We start from the raw sequence: 21050 nt of genomic DNA on the forward strand, positions 1-21050 counted from the left end.
ACATGGATGATCAACGGTTTGTACTTATTTAGTGCTTTTATAAAAGAACTGTGGGATTCTTTTATTGGGTCTTTTTTTAATTAATTATGATCATTCAAGATTGTAATGTAAGTGGTAAGATTGTCTTGCTCAGGGTTGATTTTAACTTACCTATCGTTGGTAGTACTATTCAAGATTTAACCCGTGTGCTAAGAGTGATTCCTACAATTAATTACTTGGCAAGTTCAAATGCCAAGACAGTTATAATATCCCATCTTGGGCACCCCAAGGACAGAGATGACAGTCTTTCACTACAGCAAGTGATTGAACCTTTATCTGAGCTACTGAACAGGCAAGTTAGTTTTGTTGATGACTGTATAGGCGATAAAGTAAATACGGCAATAAAGTTAATGATGCCAGGAGATGTGATATTGCTTGAAAATCTGAGATTTTATCCTGAGGAAGAGTTGAATGATGTAGATTTTGCGAAAAAGTTGTCATCAGTAGCCGATATATATATTAATGATGCTTTTTCTTGCTCTCATCGTAATCATGCTTCTATTGCCCAAGTGACAAAATTTTTACCTGCATATGCTGGCTTTTGCTTACAGGACGAAGTGAATCATTTGGAAGAAATAATATCTTGTAAATACAAACCTACAGTGGCGATAGTTGGTGGTGCTAAAATATCAACTAAGATAAATCTGCTACTCAGTTTAGCGAAAAAAGTAGAGTTTTTGATTCTTGGTGGAGCAATTGCTAATAATTTTCTATTAATTCAAAGCTTTAATATAGGAAAATCTTTGTATGAAAAAGACGCAGAGAATATCTCTCTTGAAGTAATAAAAGTAGCAGCGCAAAATAACTGCAAAATAATTTTACCTCAAGATATTTTAGTTGCAAAAGATGTAAATTACAAACTTGGGCTCATTAGAGGTGATTTGAGTTTTATTTTAGATAATGATGTAATACTTGACATAGGTCCTAAAACTTTAGACGAGATAAGGCAAATACTACTCAGCTGCGAAGCAGTTTTGTGGAATGGTCCTTTAGGTGCTTTTGAATATCCAGCTTTTTCTAACGGCACTTTTCAGGTAGCAAGAGAAATTGCTAGCTTAACAAAGACAAAAGAAATAAAAAGCATAGTAGGCGGTGGCGACAGTTTATCGGCAATACACGCTGCTGGAATTAATATAGAGGATTTTACTTATGTATCTACCGGTGGTGGAGCATTTTTGCAATATATAAGTGGCAATGAAATGCCTGGTTTAAGTGTTTTATAATTTTATTTATTTATGAAAATAAAATTTAAACATTTTTTCGAGCATCAGTATTTCTTATCAGGTTCTCTATACAGAGTTGCTGTAAGCTAGGCATTGGTGATTTTTCATCTTCTTTGTAAGATAATACTCCTTTTAGTAGATAATCAAGATTGCATTTTTGTTGAAACTTAGCTTGAATTACTGGTTCTATTTTATGCTTAAAGCAGTTCAAAACAGAGTCTTTTATGTGCTTTTCATCAAAAACATCTTCAATTTTGATAAATTTAGTTTCATATAAAGCTAATATTATACTCAAGCATTGTTTTATCTTGCTTCTATTGTCAGGTTCTATTGCTGTTATATTTAGTGTGAATTCTAGAATATTACGCACATAATTATTTTGAGAATAGATATTTATTATATAATCTACATCGCAGCTATTTTGTGAAACAATTTTTAGTAATTCAACATCATTTTTTATTTTATTGAATATATTATCATTAATACCGAATATTCTTTCAACAGCGAAACAATCGTACCCTTGAATTCTTAGAATACGTCTAATATTATCATGCTTTGTTTTTCTACTACTTTTTTCTGTACTGGAAATTTCGTCGTTATAATTTGGTAGATAGTTGTTATATTGTAAGGCTGTGGTAAGGTCGTAATTGTTAGTACTCTCTGCTTGACTTGTTAAGTTATTTTCTAAGATCTGTAATATGTTTTCTTGTTCTAATTCTACACTTTGTTCCTGAACAAAAGTAGTTTTACTTTCTATATCAACTTCTATCTTTTGTGATACATTGCTTTTAAATAACTTTCTTATATACCAATATATGTTTTTTAATGCTTTTTGTAATAGTTTCGCACAATTAACTAATATTCTTTTGAAAGCTTTTAGCATGTTATTCCCCCTTTAACGTCATATTATACTAATATCATTAAATAGATACTAACTGGGTCAATAATTTTATTTAAAATGCTATTTTAGTAATAAATTGATCTATATCTAGTCAATAAAGTAAAAGTATGTTACCTTCTAATAGGTTTTGAAATTAACATGAGAATAGAAATTTCAAATAAGCATTGGTTTGCAGATGTTTATCTGATAAATTCAATTGATGCTGTATTTTGTGGGAAAATCTGCAAAATGCTAGCACATCCAGTATTAGGGCAATATCGTTATTATCAACTTGATACTTATGATATTTTGCCACTTCAGTATCAATTCATTGATTCAGAAGCAGATTGGGCATTAGAAATTTCATTTTTACCTGGAGTTACTGACAATTTAGGAAACACAGCAAAGCAAATCATATGTGAGCATATTAGTATCCAAAATGAGGCACTGAGTGTCAAAAGCGCTAAACTTATCTTAGGGGAAGGAAGTTTACCAAGCATAGATCAAATAAAAAAGCAATTTAACCCTTTAATTCAAAGTTGCAGGTTAATTCAAAGATTTGATAATTCTTACACATTACAAAACTATTATAATGGTTCTTTTACTACTGAAGGAAACATTTCTTTTACTAAAGAGAGTATTACTAACTCTGTTCAATACATAAATTTAGAAGTTTCAGATGATGAGCTTGAAATGATAGGCAAAAGTGGGAACTTAGGCTTGTCATTGCCAGCAATGAAAGCAATTCAAGCTTATTTTCGTATTTTAAAACGCAATCCTTCTGATATAGAGCTGGAGACATTAGCGCAAACATGGTCTGAACATTGCAAACACAACATCTTTTCTGCTCCCATAAATGATATAGAAGATGGACTATATGAGCATTATATCAAACGCGCCACGCTTGAGATAAATTCAAGTATTTGCACTTCTGTTTTTTCTGACAACGCTGGTGGCATAGTTTTTGATGATGATTTTCTCATTGTAGATAAGGTTGAAACTCATAATAGCCCCTCAGCACTTGATCCATTTGGTGGAGCAATGACTGGAATTTTGGGAGTAAATAGAGATATTATTGGTTTTGGCAAAGGAGCAAAGCCAATTATGAATACTTATTATTTTTGCTTTGCTGAGAAAGTTCCAGAAAAGCTTTATAGGAATAAAGAGTGCACCAATGAGATTTTATCTCCAGAATTTATTATGAACGGTGTCATTGATGGAGTAAATGTTGGTGGCAATTGCTCTGGTATTCCAACCCCTTTAGGCTCTGTGTATTTTGATGATAGATTCTGTGGTAAACCTTTGGTTTTTGTTGGCAGTTTAGGAATCATTCCTCGTAGTATAGGTGAGATGCCATCTCATATTAAAAAACCTAAAAATGGCGATAAAATCGTAATAGTTGGTGGTAGAACCGGCAAGGATGGCATTCATGGTGCAACTTTTTCTTCTGCCGCTTTAACCAGTAGCAGCACTTCTACTGTTGTGCAAATTGGCGATCCTACCACACAAAAAAAACTCTCTTGTGCCATAATTGAAGCCAGAGATTTAAGTTTATATAACGCTATAACAGATAATGGTGCAGGTGGTCTTTCCTCTTCAGTTGGTGAGATGGGAAAGGATGGATTTGAAGTGGATTTAAGTAAAGTACTACTAAAAAACAGCAATATGGCTCCTTGGGAGATATGGATATCAGAATCACAAGAGAGGATGACTTTGGCTGTGCCAGCTACAAAACTTGAGTTGCTAGCGAATATAATGAAAAAGCATAATGTAGAGTTTTGCGTTATAGGAGAATTCACAAACTCTGGTAGAGGAATTATAAAGTGTTCTGAATCTGAGAAAAATCCAATTATGGATATAGATACTGATTTTCTCCACAGTGGTAACCCTAAAATACCTCTAAAAACAAGAATTTGGTCGAAACAGCCTGCAGAAAGCAAAAGAAAACTTGATGGCATTTCCTTAGAAACCCAGCTTCATGAGATGATGGCAAGGCCCAATATATGCAGTAAGGAATTTATAGCCATGCAGTATGATCATGAAGTTCAAGGTTCATCGGTGCTAAAGCCATTACAAGGAATAGGTTGTGTTTGTTCCGAAGCAGTTGTAATACGCCCTATTTTATCATCTAAAAAAGGTGTTGTAAAATCACAAGGATTTGGTTCAAGCTATGGAGAAATTGATACGTATCATATGGCAGCCTGTGCAATTGATACGGCAATACGCAATTACGTGGCAGCTGGTGGCAATATAAATCATCTGGCACTGCTGGATAACTTTTGCTGGTGTGATTCAACAAATCCTGAAAGACTGTGGCAACTAAAGAGAGCAGTTGAGAGTTGTTATGATTATGCTAAAGCTTTTGCTACGCCTTTTATATCAGGAAAGGATAGTATGTTTAATGATTTTAAAGGATATAATAAAGATGGAAAAGAAGTTACCATTTCTGCACCACCTTCACTACTTATATCTGCAGTTGGCGTAATAGAAGATATAGAAAATTCTATATCACTTGATGTTAAATTTCCAGGTGATTTAATATATGTTCTTGGCACGACATACGATGAGCTTGGTAGATCTGAATATCAAATGTACAGCGGCATTGGCAGCAATAATGTACCAAAAGTTTCAGCCCAAAGCGCAAAAGAATTATATGATACTTATGGAAAAGCAGTAGCAGAAAAACTAATTGCTTCGGCAATTGCACCAAATTTAGGTGGACTAATTGTTGCCTTGATAAAATCATTAATTGCTGGACAGCTTGGGGCACAAATAGATTTATCTAAAGTCATTTTAGGGCAAATAGAAGATAGAAATATAGTAAATGAAGTAGTAATGTTTTCTGAGTCACAAAGCCGAGTACTTGTGACAGTTGCGCCTGATAACCAAAAGAAATTTGAGCAATTATTTTCTAATATTCCTTATTCTAATATTGGTATAGTTACTGAAAAAAAATTACTTGATATAAATAATACAACAACTATAGATCTAGCTATTTTAGAGAAAAGTTATAAAGAATTTAGTTATATGCGCATGCAATTACCTCAGAACATATCTTGAAAGTAATTAAGTAGCCAATTTACGTAACATAATATATTAAAGAAGATATTGGTTTTAGAAGTGGTAGAAGAATGTTCATAATCCTTACTCATGCGTCTAAAATTCGAAAGCCAGGGGAGTATTCAACAAACTGTGTCAAAAACTCAACTGAATTTTTAATCTATTAGGAAAGAAAATATTAAGTTGAGAGATGGTTAAAGCCCAATTTTGCTCTATCTTTTTTATAGCACAGTATAATTGCTTGTACAAGGCATTTGTACTGGTAAATTGGTTTTTTCCTGATTTGCCTGTGCAGTCCCTCTATGGGATTGGTAGTGTAAACTATCCGCCTAACAGGATCTGAGTACTTAAAATAGCCAGTTTCCCAATTATTTTGCCACTACATTCCCATTTTTCTTCCAGCTCAAATTTTTAGCGATTTCTCTATTTGAAGCTTTTCTTCAAATCATTCATCAATTACAACCAGCTAGAGCTGGTGGTAACGCTTATAAAGCAGATTAAAAATTCAGAGATGTTAAATGTTTATTATGAACTTTCAATATATTTCTGTACATCTGTAGAATTTACATTACCAACAGTAACAGCAAATTGCCCAAAGGTGCTGGCCCCAATATCTTTTTCTTAAGTGTTCAAATTCTTGGTTTGATATATTGTATTAACTTGGATAGTGGGCGGCATAGAATATGTAAGTTACAATATCTAGTAATTTGTAACACATGTTTCTCTGATAATCTCTCTACTGCTATTTCACCTGTAAATATCTGTATTTAGTACAAAATACTACATGATACTTTAAATCAAACGTACTGTGTGTTTATAAATAAACTAAAGTAGACCTAATACTGAAATACTAAGGCTGAAGGCGAGCACCTAACTACATAAAATACTATGTTTGTTAATTTATAAATTGATTAAATCCTTCATGAAAATTACTTTTTACATAATGAAATTTATAAATGCTAAGAATAAATATTGAAGCCAAAAATTGGGTTGAATTTGCAGATTTATAATCTGTTACAATATTTCTCAGCTCCTTCAACAGACTTCTTTCGAATTCTGCGGACAATTGTGTCGGTGCTTGAATCCTCATAATACACTCCGATTCTCCGCTCATAAGCTATAGTACTTTCAAAAATAAGTGATAAAGGTATAATGAAATTTTTAGTATATAAAGAGATAGCTTAGATTTACGGGAGAGCTAAAAATCACATTAAAAAAAATTTATCAAGAGATGAAAGATTATATAGAGAATATGGACAAGAGGAGAGAAAATATACGCACTGGTAAGAAACGCGAGAGGATCAGTATGATTGGTGGATGGATTGGGAAAAAGTTCATTGCACCTCTGACCTTTACAGGAGGTTGTGACAAAGAGGTGCTTAATCTGTGGTTAGAACAAATATTATTACCACAATTACAGTGCGATAGTTATGGATAATGCAATAAAACTCCTAAAACAAAGGAACTAATAGAAAAAGCTGATTGTCATTTGCTCTATCTTCCTCCATATTCTCCGGATTTGAACCCCATTGAGCATTGCTCGCATACCATCAAAAGTTACCTCAAATGCATCAACATTTCTTCTTCTTGTTGGTCAAGCTATTATTTAGGTTTATCATTCAGTTTAGAAAAGATATAGTTTACCATTATTACGCCATCTAAAATGTATACTATTTTCCACGGTCTTTGGCTCCACTACCTCTCATTATGTATCTTATGGCATTGTTCTGATATCATATTTTCTTGGTCGTCCTATTGTCCCTTGTAAAATGTATGGCTCTAGCATTTCCCATTCTTTATCACCTATATCGCTTGGATACATTTTCCCTCTCCATCTATACTTACCTCAGTATATTCTCTTCTTCACATCTTTTTAAGACAGGTTCTTATAGTCCTATCTAATAGGTCTCTTAAATCTTCACTTTTCTTTCCACCAAAGCTTTTAACACTTTTTTCTAATTCTACTAATGTTTTATTATTTAACCTTGTCCTATGACTGTTCCACGTGAATGTATTATCTCCCATTGCTATGATACGATTGGATTCCGGATCGGGTCTAGAGTCAAACTCTATTATAAAGTCTAAAATGGTTCCTTTTTTAGAACCATACGAAATTATATCATTGATATGATCACGACCTAAAGCTTGAATAATTTCAAGAGCTCTATCTTTATCATTAGAATCTTCACTTGATGCTGGAATACAAGATATTATGCCAATTAATTCTTGTTGTAATTCTTTTATATTCATAATTACCTCATTAGAATAATATATTACTAAATTAATAATTATCAATATATTTTTAAATATAAAAGTTAATAATTATAACTATTAAGCTATAATCTTATCATTTTGTTGACAGCGTACCAAGAGGTGCTAAACGTACATGTGGATATTTTTATTATGTACCTACATTACCAAACTTATTCAACACATTAAATGCTTGCAGATGGAGCGCTGCATCGTGTACTCTGATGTATTGTATTTCTTTTTGCGCAAGTGCAATTGAAACTGTGAGTGTTTCTATTTCGTAATTATCGCTATGTTTCTCATTCAAAATATGAAACATAGACTTACGCGAGTGACCAACACATATTGGAAGGTTTAGTTCTTTTAATTTATTTATATTATTAATAATATACCAAGATTGCTCAGCATCCTTACCAAAGCCTATACCAGGGTCGATAATTATGTTGTTTTTGGCAATGCCTAAATCACTTAAAACTGCAATGCGCTTTTTAAACCATTCTATTAATTCGTGAGTAGGATCAGCTCCTTTAGGAAGAATATTATTTTTATCTGCAGGTACATCCAGGTTATGCATTAAAAACAGCTTTGTTTTATTTTGAGATATGATATCTGCCATTTTTTTATCATATGTACCACTAACATCATTGATATAGTCAATACCAATATTAATCGCTTTTTCTGCAATTTTTGCTTTATTTGTGTCCACACTCACTTCAATCTTTGCCTTATGAGCCATATCAGTTATTTTCTGTAAAACAGGTTCTAGGCGATTCCATTCCTCCTCTTCACTTATTAGGATTGCTCCAGGTCTTGTTGACTCAGCACCGATATCGATTATATTTACGCCATTATCTATTAAATACCCAGCATATTTTAAAGCAGCGTTCTGACTTAAAAATTTTCCTCCATCTGAAAATGAATCTGGTGTAATGTTTAAAATGCCCATTATTTTTGTAATCATCTTACAGTTATCGATAGGTATGATTGACTATAGCTAAATATAATTTAGTATAAAATCTAAATTAGTAAAAAGCATTGATATTAAATTTTTCTTAGACACTATAAATAAAATTATAATGTAGCTTATGGCAATTTTATTGTATTTTTTAGAGATTCTCTATGTCTGATAATTCTATTTATATTCCAAGTGAAATAAGAAAGCATATTCAGAAGCTTTATTGTGTTAATGAGAAGAGCCATATTCGTTACCTTGTTGAAAGCATCGATATTAACAACGAATCAAAAATTAGAATTTATAACGTTGCAAAACAGATAATTGAAAAAATCAAAGATAGTAAGTTGAATATTATTGACGCATTTATACAAAAACATTCACTTACGAGTGATGAAGGTATAGCATTGATGTGTCTTGCTGAGTCACTGCTTCGTATACCAGATAATTGTACAATAGATGAACTCATTAAGGACAAAATTGCAAATTGTCAATGGAATAAACGTGCAAAAAGATCTTCTTCTTTATTTGTAAACGCTTCAACTTGGGCTCTTGCTACAGGAAAAAGTATACTTACTCAAGATGTTGAAGATTCAAAGTGGTATAATATAGTTAATAATCTCATTAAAAGGTTTGGTGAACCTATTATTCGTGGAGCTGTCACTCAATTTGTGTCAATGCTTGGTAAACATTTTATTGCAGGAGAAACAATAGAAGAAGCTTTGGATATAGGGTCTAATGAGAATAAAGATCTGTATTCTTACGACATGTTAGGTGAAGCTGCGTATACTGCTGAGAGTGCAAATGATTATTTTAATTCGTATATGCATGCAATAAAGGTTATAGGTAGCGCTGCAAATGCAAAAGGACCTTTTAAATCAGACGGCATATCGATAAAATTATCTGCTCTGCATCCACGTTATGAATTTACCCAACTTGATCGTATTAAGAGCGAGATGATACCTAAAATTTTAGAACTTTGTTGTGCTGCAAAGGAATATGATATTTCTTTATGTATAGATGCAGAAGAGGCAAGAAGACTTGAAGCCTCACTAATTATTTTTGAGGCTTTACGCTTAGATGGATCGCTCAATGGATGGGAAGGCCTTGGTTTTGCAGTGCAGGCTTACCAAAAGCGTGCCTTATCAGTGCTAGATTTTATTGAAGATGTTGCTATTAGATCTAAACACAAAGTGATGGTAAGGCTTGTAAAAGGTGCATACTGGGATTTTGAGATAAAAAATGCACAAGAGCTCGGGCTTAATGATTACTCAGTCTTTACTAGAAAAGCATATACAGATGTTTCATACCTTGCATGTGCGCAAAAGCTTTTAGGCAAAGGAAACAGTTTTTATCCCTGTTTTGCTACTCATAATACTCATACACTTTCTGCTATTATTGAGCTTGCTGATAAAGACCATTCAGGTTTTGAGTTTCAGCGTCTTTATGGGATGGGAAAGAATTTATATGACTACATAACATCAGAACTAGCCAGTAACATAAATTGCCGTATTTACGCTCCAATTGGTAGCCATGATAATCTGTTATGTTACTTAATTAGGTGTTTGCTTGAAAATGGAGCGAGTAGCTCTTTTATTAATCAAATAAATAACCCAGAGATTGACGTCGAGGAACTGATTGCAGATCCGATAGATAAAGCAAAAAGTTTTGATTACAATCCTCATCCAAGTATTCCTTTACCTAAAAATATCATTCCAAAAAGAAAGAATTCCTCTGGTATAGATATAAACGATTCTATATCTATGTTGAAAATAGAAGAAGGTATAAAAAGCTTTGCAAACACGGAGTGGCAAGTAGGACCAATAGTAAATGGTCAATTTTCTGACTCAAGCAATGCACAGGTTATAAACCCAGCAAGATTAGAACATGTTGTTGGGTATGTATCAGATACAAATAAAAAACAAGCCTTGGAAGCTTTAGATATAACATATCATGCATGGCCTGATTGGAAGAATACTAAAGTACAAACTCGTGCAGAATGCTTAGAAAAAGCAGCTGATTCGATAGAAAATGAAAATATGTTAAAATTAATCTACTTACTTATAGTAGAAGCCGGTAAAACTGTACGTGATGCAATTGCAGAAGTTAGAGAAGCAATAGATTTTTTACGTTACTATGCAGCTGTTGCAAAGAATGATTTAAGTGAACCAAAAGTGCTTCCAGGCATTGCCGGTGAAGATAACTTTATTTTATTTGAAGGAAGGGGAGTTTTTTTATGCATATCTCCTTGGAATTTTCCACTTGCTATATTTATTGGACAAGTTGCTGCTGCACTTGTAGCTGGCAATACTGTTTTAGCAAAACCAGCAGAACAGACGCCTATTATTGCTTATGAAGCAATCAAGATACTTCTTAGTGCTGGAATACCAGAAAATGTACTCAGCTTACTTCCAGGAGATAGTGAATTTTTAGGAAAGACTTTAATACCTAACAAGAAAATTGCTGGTGTTGCTTTTACTGGTTCAACGCAAACTGCATTATTAATTAATAAAATGCTAGCTGAAAGAGATGGCCCTATAGCTCCACTAATTGCTGAAACTGGTGGGCTTAATACCATGATAGTAGATAGCTCAGCTCTTTTGGAACAAGTGACAGCAGATGCTTTGCTCTCTGCTTTTGGTAGCAGTGGTCAGCGCTGTTCTTCACTGAGGGTCTTATTTATTCAAAATGATATAGCGGATAAACAAATAAAAATGATATGCGGCGCTATGGAAGAACTAAGAGTTGGAGATCCAATGTTATTTAGTACTGATATTGGGCCAATTATTGATAAAAATTCGCTTGAGATGTTATATGGGCATACAAAGAAAATGCCAAAAATAGGAAAGCTTCTTTGTAAAACATCACATCATTGTGATAATGGTTACTTTTTTCCTCCTCATGCTTATGAGATAGAAGATATTTCACAGTTAAAACAAGAAGTTTTTGGACCAATTTTGCACATAATACGTTATGAAAAATCACATCTTGATAAGGTGATTGATGCTATAAATAGCACTGGGTATGGCCTGACATTTGCCCTGCAGAGCCGCGTGCAAAACAATATTGATTATATTAGCAGTAAAATATCTGCAGGTAACATCTATATTAATAGAAATCAAATAGGTGCAATAGTTGAGATGCAGCCATTTGGTGGAAGGGGTTTGTCAGGTACTGGCCCTAAAGCTGGTGGACCATATTATTTACACCGTTTTTCTGTGGAAAAAGTAATAAGCGTGAATTCTACTGCTATGGGTGGCAATTCTGCTCTGTTATGCTTAGAACCTTAATTGCATATTGTCTTATTTTTAATAGATCTAATGATTTTATATAAAATTGTAGAGAGTTGGTATGAATGGCTAAGACTGGAAAGAAATCTTGCGCAAAATACTCTTGAGGCTTATAGAAGAGATTTAAACCATTTGATGTCATTCTTAAACTCAAGTATGGGAGAAGTAGTAACACTTAAGACTCTGAAAGATTTGAGTTTGCGTAACATAAGGGGGTGGCTTAGCTTCCGTCATAAAAACAACATAAGTGCTAAATCTAATGCTAGAGCCTTATCAGCAGTGCGCAATTTCTTTAGATATATCAGTAATTATTACGACATAGATAATCAAACCATATATTCTATATCAAAGCCGATTCTAAGAAGAACTTTGCCTAAAGTGTTATCAAATGACGAGATCAAAACCACTATGGAGGAGATAAAAAAGGAAGATTTTTGGGTTGCGCAGCGTAATATTGCAATTGTTCTTCTGCTTTATGGCTGTGGGCTTAGAATTAGTGAAGCATTAAGTTTAAAGTTAAAGGATGTAGGGAATGATGAGTTAACTATTACCGGCAAAGGAGGCAAAGAAAGAAGGGTATTTATGCTTCCCATAGTGAAAAAGCAAATAGAAAAATATATAAAATTTTGTCCTTATCTTAGCTATAAAATACAAGATCAAGATTTATTTCTTGGCGTCAGAGGAAAAAAGTTAAGTAGAACTTATTTTGCCAATTACCTGCAAAAGGTAAGGAAAATAGCTAATTTACCTGAGTTTGTCACTCCACATGCGTTTCGGCATAGTTTTGCAACACATTTGTTTAGAGAAAAAGTTGATATAAGATCAATTCAGCAACTACTTGGCCATGTAAATTTATCAACAACACAGATTTATACTCATTTAAATCATAAAGATGTTATTGATACTTATAAAAATTTCCACCCACAAATGAATAACAAGAAATAAATAAAAAATATAGAAAGATTAATAGTAATTTGCATTTGTTAAATTTGGTTGTTATAATTATTAATATGTAAATTCCTTAAAAGGAGGCTTGGGTGCTTTTTCATGATAAATTTATAAAAGAATCTCTTAGTGAATTTTTACATTCAGGTTACCTATTAGGTACTGATTCAAAAGATATAAAAGAAAAATTTAGCTCTTTTCTTATCAAAGACACCGAAGATACCAAGGAGAATAGAGAAAAGATGTTTTCTCACATTCCAAAAGAGCTTTTTACTGAGTTTACTGACGGAGAAGAAAAATATCTAAAAATTACAAAAGCTGACTTATTACGTTACCAAAAAGAACAGATGGCTAATCCTATTAGGGCTTGGGGTAATGATGATGAATATAGTACAAGGCTTATAACATCTTTGTTATTTGGAGCAACTCCAGGATGGCATGAGTATTGCATAAACTTATATGAGCATGGTCAAGATCGTTATATACATGATCAAAGGGCTGGTGGCGGCAGAGCAAAACAATTTTTAAATTGGATGTATGATGATGAAGGCTATCCAGGGCGTCTTGAAGAGCAAAATGAATATGAAAATCTCATACCTCTTTGTTTTCCTAATCCAGAGTTATTAAGATTGCATTTTAGTTATATTGATGAAGGTGAATATAAAGGTCAGTATGCTTTGACTATTTCAAATAATTGGAAAGATAGTATATTATATAGATTTTTAAAAAAATTAACAGAAGAAGAGAATTCTATAGAATTACCAAAAGGATTTTCAATTGGCGAAGATCAGAAAACAATTTATGCACCTTTTTGCGTCTGGCAAGAAGCAATTACAAAAATTTTAGGAGAACAAAGTTTAGAAAAAGATTTGTCTTTGGAGCAGCAGAAAACTCATGTTATTTCTTTAATAATAGAGTTTATAAAAAGTAAAAATGGAACTCAACAATTAGAGAAGGAAGTTACTGATTTTATTGAGAGTATAAATAATGTAAAAAAAGATAATGCATCAGTAGAAGAAGCAATCAAAGCCCTCTATCAAGTAAGAAAAAACATAGCGGCAAACAAAGAATTTTTTGATAAATTTACAGATGATAAAGGGGTACTACAGGCTGAGCAATATTTCCGTGCTTTAACTGCACACATAGATTCTGAAATTACTTTTTTAGTTACTTTTCAGAGCGTTCTAACAGAAAAAGATTTGGACATTTTCTTAAATCAAACATGCAGAAAAGTTCATAGTGATATAAATGAGCTATTACTTGTACATGATTTTCTGCTTACAGATGATTTAGAGCAGCGTGATATAGTGATTAATTTTACGCGTAAAGAAGTAAAAGAGTTACATAATGATATATTAAAGAATATCCAAGATTATAAAGGTAACGAAGAAAGTAAAAACGAATTGCTACTTAATCAACTTAAATTACATCCATTATTTGAATTTCTTAGTGTAAAAAACACTGACGCTGCAGGTGAATTATGGAAGATAGTTAAAAGTAATGATGTTTTAAATAGCAAGAAGGATACGCTTGATTTTACCCGTAAATTAGAAGCAATAGTCAATGATCCTTCCGATAAAAAAAATAAAGTACACATTGAGCAAAGTAGGTGGCTGGCGTTTAAACAGTGGCTTTATAATGTTTCATACTATGTTCCACTTTTTTCAATCTGGTTGTCTCATGTAAACCCAAGTAAATCACGGACAGGAACAAAATATAAAGGTAAAACTCTAAAGGAAAAATTATATACAAAGAATAGAGTTATTCAGACTTCTGAATTTTCTAAAAATATTAGAGAGGCTTTGAGCTTAAGCACAGATGATAAGGAGTTTGTAGAAAGTAAACATGAAGCAAGTTGGCTAATAAAAGAATTTCGCAAAAAACATAGAATATCAGGAGCAAAAGAGAAAGTACTTACCTATTTAGGTAAAAATAAAATTCTATGGTATACTTTACTTACTATCTTTATCTTATTTACCTCTGCTGCTGCAATTGCTGGTAGGGTTTTGTCATGCTTGGGTATTATGCCGCCAGTAGTGGTAGACAGAATGATAAATTCGCTACGTGGAATATTTGACGGCTTTGTCGTCATGTTTGGGCTTGATACTATTATAGATAGCATATTTATACTTGCTGTTGATCTAGCAGGTCTAATAGTTAGATGTGTTGATTATATCTTACTTTTTGGTCTTGTTTCAAAAACAATTAGGTACCTAACAAAGGGTATAGGTAAAGTAGTTCAGGGAATAAGTAGCGGTTTTAAAGCACTATATGAAACAATCAGAATTTACGGATTAAATGGCAGCTTAATTCTTTTATATGATAAAATAACAAACAGTAAACAGGAAGAAAAATGTGAAATAAAAAAACAAAAAGAAGAAGGATGTGAAGTAAAAGAAAAGATAGAGAAGAAAAAAGATATAATGCTGGGTCAAAAGCATAACATAGATAATATATCATCCTCAATACAAAAGTTATGGCAAGAATCACAGGCAGAAGGTCTCAAGTCAAATAGCGAAAGAATTAAATACGTTTTTAACAACCTCAAATCTCAAATTGAAATAGATTTATTTGGTAGAGATATAAAATTCCCTAAGCTTTCTAAGAACTTCTCAAGCATGTGTGACTTGAATGATAATAAAAGCAATTTCAAATCTACTTTAGATTGGAATTTTATCAAATTTCAGTATGAGTTCCATTATTTGTTAAGCAAATATCCAGAAAAACTTTTAACAGAAATTTCTAAAAGTAATGACAAAACACAGTATGCAAGAAAAGATATTGCAGCAGAAAACTACAGAATGAAAATATATGACCTTATGGTAGCAACTTCTCTTCAAACTAAATTGTTACCAAAAAAACAAGAGGAAGTGAAATTTGATAATGCCAGAAATATTATTAAAGAATGTATAAATAACCAAGCAAAAGAATTTGTTGATCCAGAAACATTAGATAAAAAAATTGCAGCAATAGAATGGGCAAGAAATGCTTTAGAAAACTCTGATATAGATTTTGCTATAAAAAAAGCAGAACCTATTTTTCGAACCACAAAAGCCCATATAAGTGCTGAAGTTGCGCTTCATGATTATAGTGAAAAATTAAAAGAACTCCGTAATTGTGAAAGACAAGTATCAGCAGATGAGCTCAGTGCTTACGAAATGATTTTTACTCGGTATATCGCAGATGCGCACTATATGCTGAGTAGCATCGATCAACTTACTGCTAAAAACCATGAGAGTAACAGCTTACATCAGTTTAGAGCAGCCTTTAGTGATAATTGCGCACTGCTTGCACCTCCATCTCATGGAGCTGAAAATGCCGCTTTAATCCTTGGAATAGACCGTGGCAGGGTTTCACTTGTTTCTCGTGTAAAAGAATATACGGTAGATTTTGTTGAAGAATTTCAAGATCCAAAAGTGTTTGCAGTAGCTTTTGCTGCATATTATATTGCTGTACAAATCCCAGGTTTATTGAACGTCGCTCATACAATTACTGATGTTCCAGAAATTATGCTTGATCATGCAGGGCTGGGTATGGTTTATGATCACTTTCTTGAAACAGACGTAGGAAGAGCATTAATTGAAATGGTATACCAAAGAGGTGAGCTATTAAAGGACGTTTGGGTACTGTTTAACGAATTTAAAGATGGTATAATTGGTGAAAGTGAATTAAAAAAGCGTTGGTCTGAAATTAAGCAAGAAGTTAAGAAAACGAAATCACATTGTGATCATCATGAACATGGTAATGCTAAAGAAAGGCTTGCTTCATTCATTAATGGTCTTGTACATCTTATATTTACAATATTCTGCATTAACCTTATTAGAAATTTATTCCATAAAACAAAAAATGAATATCGTACTTTTTCTTATTACTATCAAAGAGAACAATGTGTAATAGATAATCCTAAACTAGATGAAGCAAAAGGAAATCAAAATATAATAGACAATGACATGTATAATTTTTCGAAGGTTTCAGAATATTTAAGTGATCCAGCATTTGTGCAAAATGCATTTAACACATTGCAAAGTACTCCAGCATGAGCATAAGAAGAATATTAACTTTTTCTGCAGTTATTTTTATAGTAGGAGCTTTAATTTTTACGGGAATATATTAATAAATCATAATCATGAGAAAGTTGTAGCAAAGATTAGTAAGAAAAAGTATTGCTTTCTGAATATAAAGCAGCCTATAAGAATGAACTTAAATACATCAAACAAGTTTTAGATCAACCTCTAACGGAAGAACAAATTTTTAATGTAGAGTACATTGTACTGCAAAGGTTAATAGAAAAAAAACTATTACTTAACTTGGTAGATGAACTTAATCTTAAGATTAGAGCATAAAAAAACATCTTAAAAGTATAAAATACTTCCAAGATGAGCAAGGGAAATTTAATAAGGGTAAAAAGTTTTAAAGTATGCAAATATTACAGAAGATGAGTATATAAATGATCTAAAAAAAACATTACCAATAACTATATTTATGAACTGTCTTTTTGATAATCTAAATCCATCGCATTTACCTTTCGATTGATAAATAGAATGTACCAAAATCGCCATCAACGTAGGATAGCAGATGTAATTAGAATTACTCCATCTGCTGTTAAGCAAATACCATATCCTGAAGAGGATGTACTGCAAGATTTATATGAGAAATATAAATCAAATTTTTACACTCCAGAATATAGAACAATAAAGTATGCACAAGTAGAGTCAAAAGATCTTGAAGGCGATGCTACACTTACCATTGAAGAGGTATTAAGTAAGTATAATATAGATTCACGTGTAAATATAATCGGTCCAATAGATAACAACGAAAGAGATCAAAATGGTAACAAATTTGACAATTTACCAAAAACTGATGCTTTTATCCGAGCAGTATTTTCAATAAATGATGACAAAACACATTTTGTCAGTTTTTCTACTGACCACGATTTTCAAGTTAGTCATTTTCTTGTAACGGTTATTGACATTACTGCTCCAAGACTTAAAGATTTTCAAGAGAGTAAATCCTCACTAATTGAGTTATGGCACAATGAGTTTACTAATAGACAGATGTATGAAATTGCAAGTGATCTGGAGTCTGAATTACAAGCTGAAGCAGATATTTCCAATATAGAAGGTATAGAATTCTCTAAAGAACAGGTATTTAGTCGCTTTGAAATTATAGATGCTGAACGTCTTACTCAACCTAAAGATTTAATTGATGAAGTATTTACTATAAAAGAAGGTAGTTTAACAAAACCAATAAAAGATCAAAATGATGTTCTTATAGGGATGTTAAAGGAAGTACAAAATGCTAATGAGGAAGCTGATGAAGTCACAATAAAGACAATGAAAGATGAGCTTGTACGCGGTAGTGTTGATGCGCTTAAAAAACAATTGATTAGGCATCTGTATGATAAATATAAAGTCAAAATTGATAATTCAAAGATGTCTTGAATTTATAGATCAAATGGCAGTTGCTGGAGAACCAAAATGATTCATACCGAACTTTACAAATAAGAAGATAAAAAAAGCAAAAGGCTTTTTTACGTAACATTATAAATAAACTTACATACAACATCTTCTAATTACTCAATAGAATAAAGGTGGGAATATTCAACAAATTATACGCGTCAAGTTAAGAGATTATGAGCAAATTTAGAGAAGTTAAGGTTTAGATGTACAGTCCCAGAGATTAATGGTATACTATAGCTAACATATGATACAAGTTAGGTTTTGTGATAAAAAGGTATATTAGGTAAAAAAAGGGGGTTAAAGTGCCAAAAGTGAAGATTTGAGAGAACGAGTTTTAAAAGTGGTAGATGAAAGAAAGATGAGCAAGCAAAAGAGATATCGACGATATACCGATGGTGCAAGATGAGAGAGAAATTAGCTTTTAAAAAGGAAATAAATCAAAAATATAGACAATTTTAACAAATTTTTATATAAGAATCAGGATATTACAGTTGACCAAATAATCGAAAAATTTGGTAACATGTGTAAAAGCACAGTATATAATTACTTCAAAAAAGTTGGTTAAACATATAAATTTCTGTATCAGGAAAGAGATGGGGTAAAAATTTTGTATAGCTAAAGTAAAAGAAGAAGATGTGATATTCATAGATGAATTGATGATAACGAATTTTATGCATATGGATGGGCTGCAAAAGGCAAGAGATTGTTTGCTGAAAAATCTGCATTTAAGAAGAAAAGGATCAGTATTATTGAGGCATGAATCAGGGAAGGATTGTAGCGCCAATGATATTTGAAAGTTACTGTAACAGTGAAATTTTTGAGTCGAGAATATTCTTGTTCCAGTATTAAAACCAGGACAAATTTGATAATGCAAAATCCTTAAAAACAAGAAAATTAATTGATGGATGTAGAGCGCTGTTTTTACCTCCATATTCGCCGGGTCTTAGAACATTTTTGATTTGCCATAAAACACGCTGTGAGTAAAACATTACCAACTTTTTGGCCAAACATTAACGTTGCTATCAATTTTGTGTTTCAAGAATTAGGGAAATCTTTCTTGGGTTAGTTATAAAAGCTTGCGGACAGCGTTGTTTTAGACAATATAAGTTTTCATAAAACGTCAAAAGTGAGAAAGAGTCAGTTGGATGTAGAGTTTTGTATTTATCAACTATAATCTGAATCCAATTTTTGGTTTAAGATTAAACACAACATTCGTAAAATATCTCACATAATTTTTTTGATGCTGTTTATTTCTTCCTTAGGTTTGTCTCTACCTTTGTGAATTAAGCTATATCTTACCAATCAAACTTTTTATCTTGTGGTTTTATTTTTAGTATCGCTATTATACCAATTAAAAGACACAAGACCATATAAAATCCAGCAGCTCCAGTAAATTTGATAGTAAACCAAGTACATATGATTGGGGTCAGCCCTTCAAATAGAGCTGATGATATATTACGTGATAAGTTAATACCACTAAATCTGACTTTTGTAGAAAATAGCTCAGAGACAGTTATACTAAGTGGTGAAATGCCAGCTTCTATTACAGAGAGAGCCATAATACTCAATGAAATTATTAAATAGCTATTACAATGATATGCTATAAGTAGCATAGAACAACACATGAGCATTGATACTATGATACATGAAATTGCTACCTTTTCTCTTCCTATTTTATCAGACAATATTCCAAAAATAATTGCAGCTATTTGTATCAATATACTACCTATAATTAAAGTGATTTCATTTACAAATGTAGTAGCATATATATGCATTATTCTTTCTTTTGTAAGGGCACGAAAGAATGTCATAAAACCAGAGATAAGGTTGATTGGCATACATATAAAAATTGCTAATATCAAAGTGTTTTTATAATTTTTTATAAGTTCAAAGATTGGTGTTTTAGATAGATTATCTTTACTTTTGTTAATTTGATATGCCAAAGTTTCTTTGAGTTTATACCTACTAAATGCACTTATGAGTCCCAAAACAAAACAAAGAACAAAAGGTAGTCTCCATCCCCAAGTGTTAAAGTCAGTATTTTTTTTGCAAAGGATTATTGTAATTGCAGCAAGTGAAATTCCCAAAGACTTACCTAAGCCTACTATTCCATAAAACATGCCTAGGTTTTTTCTATCAGCTGAGTGTTCTATAAAATAAATAGGACTTCCTTGTTCAGCACCAAACGCAATTCCTTGCATTATTCGAATTAAAATAATTGATATAGATGCAAATATACCTATTTTTTCATATCCAGGGATGAATGAAATAAAACTAGAAGGAATAGATATAAGTAGAATAGAGATAAATAATGAAACTCTTCTTCCATATCTATCACCAATGTAGCCAAATATAAAAGCACCAAATGGTTTTGCAATGGTACTAAGTGCAAATATTCCAAATAATTTAAATAAATTCTGATAAATTCCTACTTTAGGGAAGAATTCATTGCTAATGAAATTTATTAAATCAATAAAAAGCATAAAGTCATACCATATCATCAGTTTGCACAACAAACTTGATAGCAGTACTTTTTTAATTTGGTAATCTTGCACTTAGTTACTGTTTATTTTAACCTTAATGTTTAACTCTTTTTAAGATTTTAGTAAATAAAATACTATTCAATCCTTAGCGATACTTATCTAAATATTTTTTCGCAAAACCAAGAATTTTAGGAGGATTTCATGCAGATTCTGCTAAAGTTTTAGGGGCTTTTGTTGAGGCTTTTATCTGGCTTCTCTAAACTTTATTCACATTACTTAGCAAGCTAGAAAAAAGATTTAATTAAGGAAATTTCAATATAATTATTTGTAAATTAATATTATGTAGAGGGAAAAATAATGGAAAGTAACACCACAAAACAAACAATGAATACTCAAGAATATGATAAAATTTTACCTAAACTCTTAGAAAAAATCTAAGCTAAAAATAAGGATAAGTATTTACCAGAAA

The 21050-nt window shown here is 32.0% G+C and carries 14 protein-coding genes and 1 pseudogene; 10 read left to right on the forward strand and 5 right to left on the reverse strand.

The features are described from left to right. Positions 1-86: 86 nt before the first annotated feature. Positions 87-1262, forward strand: coding sequence for a phosphoglycerate kinase (locus AACL09_RS05655; protein WP_339047643.1), 1176 nt, complete (start codon positions 87-89; stop codon positions 1260-1262). Positions 1263-1287: 25 nt separating this feature from the next. Here AACL09_RS05655 and AACL09_RS05660 read toward each other — a convergent pair whose 3' ends face one another. Continuing rightward, on the reverse strand, positions 1288-2145 hold the full coding sequence (locus tag AACL09_RS05660; RefSeq protein ID WP_339047645.1) for a hypothetical protein: 858 nt from the start codon (positions 2143-2145) through the stop codon (positions 1288-1290). A 156-nt stretch (positions 2146-2301) separates the two neighbouring features. Between AACL09_RS05660 and AACL09_RS05665 the strand changes: the two genes are divergently transcribed. Continuing rightward, positions 2302-5202: a phosphoribosylformylglycinamidine synthase subunit PurL gene (locus tag AACL09_RS05665; protein WP_339047647.1), complete on the forward strand. Its 2901-nt coding sequence runs from the start codon at positions 2302-2304 to the stop codon at positions 5200-5202. Between the two features lie 135 nt (positions 5203-5337). Here the strand turns inward: AACL09_RS05665 and AACL09_RS05670 are convergent. Then, a pseudogene (locus AACL09_RS05670) lies at positions 5338-5581 on the reverse strand (transposase); the annotation flags it as partial. Between the two features lie 852 nt (positions 5582-6433). On the opposite strand from AACL09_RS05670, the gene AACL09_RS05675 reads away from it, so the two are divergent. Next, positions 6434-6640, forward strand: a complete 207-nt coding sequence (locus AACL09_RS05675) for a hypothetical protein (RefSeq protein WP_339047649.1) — start codon at positions 6434-6436, stop codon at positions 6638-6640. A 51-nt stretch (positions 6641-6691) separates the two neighbouring features. Continuing rightward, entirely contained in the window at positions 6692-6841 is a 150-nt protein-coding gene (locus tag AACL09_RS06555; protein WP_410519801.1) for a transposase, read from the forward strand. Positions 6842-7065: 224 nt separating this feature from the next. Here AACL09_RS06555 and AACL09_RS05680 read toward each other — a convergent pair whose 3' ends face one another. Further along, complete coding sequence (locus AACL09_RS05680) at positions 7066-7452, reverse strand: hypothetical protein (protein WP_339047651.1); 387 nt, start codon at positions 7450-7452, stop codon at positions 7066-7068. A 151-nt stretch (positions 7453-7603) separates the two neighbouring features. After that, positions 7604-8413, reverse strand: coding sequence for a dihydropteroate synthase (gene folP / locus AACL09_RS05685; RefSeq protein WP_339047652.1), 810 nt, complete (start codon positions 8411-8413; stop codon positions 7604-7606). A 158-nt stretch (positions 8414-8571) separates the two neighbouring features. Here folP and putA point away from each other — a divergent pair, with 158 nt between their 5' ends. The 6 genes from putA to AACL09_RS05715 all read left to right on the forward strand — a co-directional run bounded on the left by putA (position 8572) and on the right by AACL09_RS05715 (position 18892). Beyond that, positions 8572-11694, forward strand: coding sequence for a bifunctional proline dehydrogenase/L-glutamate gamma-semialdehyde dehydrogenase PutA (putA, locus tag AACL09_RS05690; RefSeq protein ID WP_339047654.1), 3123 nt, complete (start codon positions 8572-8574; stop codon positions 11692-11694). A 30-nt stretch (positions 11695-11724) separates the two neighbouring features. After that, positions 11725-12639: a tyrosine-type recombinase/integrase gene (locus tag AACL09_RS05695; RefSeq protein WP_339047656.1), complete on the forward strand. Its 915-nt coding sequence runs from the start codon at positions 11725-11727 to the stop codon at positions 12637-12639. Positions 12640-12731: 92 nt separating this feature from the next. Further along, positions 12732-16679, forward strand: a complete 3948-nt coding sequence (locus AACL09_RS05700; RefSeq protein WP_339047658.1) for a hypothetical protein — start codon at positions 12732-12734, stop codon at positions 16677-16679. Between the two features lie 123 nt (positions 16680-16802). Further along, the gene (locus tag AACL09_RS05705) at positions 16803-16982 is read left to right on the forward strand and encodes a hypothetical protein (RefSeq protein WP_339047660.1); all 180 of its coding nucleotides are present in this window, start codon (positions 16803-16805) and stop codon (positions 16980-16982) included. 198 nt (positions 16983-17180) lie between these two features. Beyond that, positions 17181-18080 carry a hypothetical protein gene (locus AACL09_RS05710; RefSeq protein WP_339047662.1) on the forward strand — a complete coding sequence of 300 codons (900 nt, stop codon included), beginning with the start codon at positions 17181-17183 and terminating at the stop codon, positions 18078-18080. Between the two features lie 653 nt (positions 18081-18733). Beyond that, positions 18734-18892 carry a hypothetical protein gene (locus AACL09_RS05715; protein WP_339047247.1) on the forward strand — a complete coding sequence of 53 codons (159 nt, stop codon included), beginning with the start codon at positions 18734-18736 and terminating at the stop codon, positions 18890-18892. 501 nt (positions 18893-19393) lie between these two features. On the opposite strand, the gene AACL09_RS05720 is transcribed toward AACL09_RS05715, so the two are convergent. Next, a complete protein-coding gene (locus AACL09_RS05720) occupies positions 19394-20581 on the reverse strand; it encodes an MFS transporter (RefSeq protein ID WP_339047664.1) in 1188 nt (395 codons plus the stop codon). Positions 20582-21050 lie beyond the last annotated feature (469 nt).

The sequence above is a fragment of the Candidatus Mesenet endosymbiont of Phosphuga atrata genome (assembly GCF_964020175.1).
In the GTDB taxonomy this organism is placed as follows: domain Bacteria; phylum Pseudomonadota; class Alphaproteobacteria; order Rickettsiales; family Anaplasmataceae; genus Mesenet.

Coding starts and splice junctions, on each gene's coding strand:
- AACL09_RS05655 (WP_339047643.1), top strand. CDS start 87: ATGATCATTCAAGATTGTAATGTAAGTGGTAAGATTGTCTTGCTCAGG.
- AACL09_RS05675 (WP_339047649.1), top strand. CDS start 6,434: ATGAAAGATTATATAGAGAATATGGACAAGAGGAGAGAAAATATACGC.
- AACL09_RS05665 (WP_339047647.1), top strand. CDS start 2,302: ATGAGAATAGAAATTTCAAATAAGCATTGGTTTGCAGATGTTTATCTG.
- AACL09_RS05710 (WP_339047662.1), top strand. CDS start 17,181: ATGTACCAAAATCGCCATCAACGTAGGATAGCAGATGTAATTAGAATT.
- AACL09_RS05660 (WP_339047645.1), bottom strand. CDS start 2,145: ATGCTAAAAGCTTTCAAAAGAATATTAGTTAATTGTGCGAAACTATTA.
- AACL09_RS05695 (WP_339047656.1), top strand. CDS start 11,725: ATGATTTTATATAAAATTGTAGAGAGTTGGTATGAATGGCTAAGACTG.
- folP (WP_339047652.1), bottom strand. CDS start 8,413: ATGATTACAAAAATAATGGGCATTTTAAACATTACACCAGATTCATTT.
- AACL09_RS05720 (WP_339047664.1), bottom strand. CDS start 20,581: ATGCTTTTTATTGATTTAATAAATTTCATTAGCAATGAATTCTTCCCT.
- putA (WP_339047654.1), top strand. CDS start 8,572: ATGTCTGATAATTCTATTTATATTCCAAGTGAAATAAGAAAGCATATT.
- AACL09_RS05680 (WP_339047651.1), bottom strand. CDS start 7,452: ATGAATATAAAAGAATTACAACAAGAATTAATTGGCATAATATCTTGT.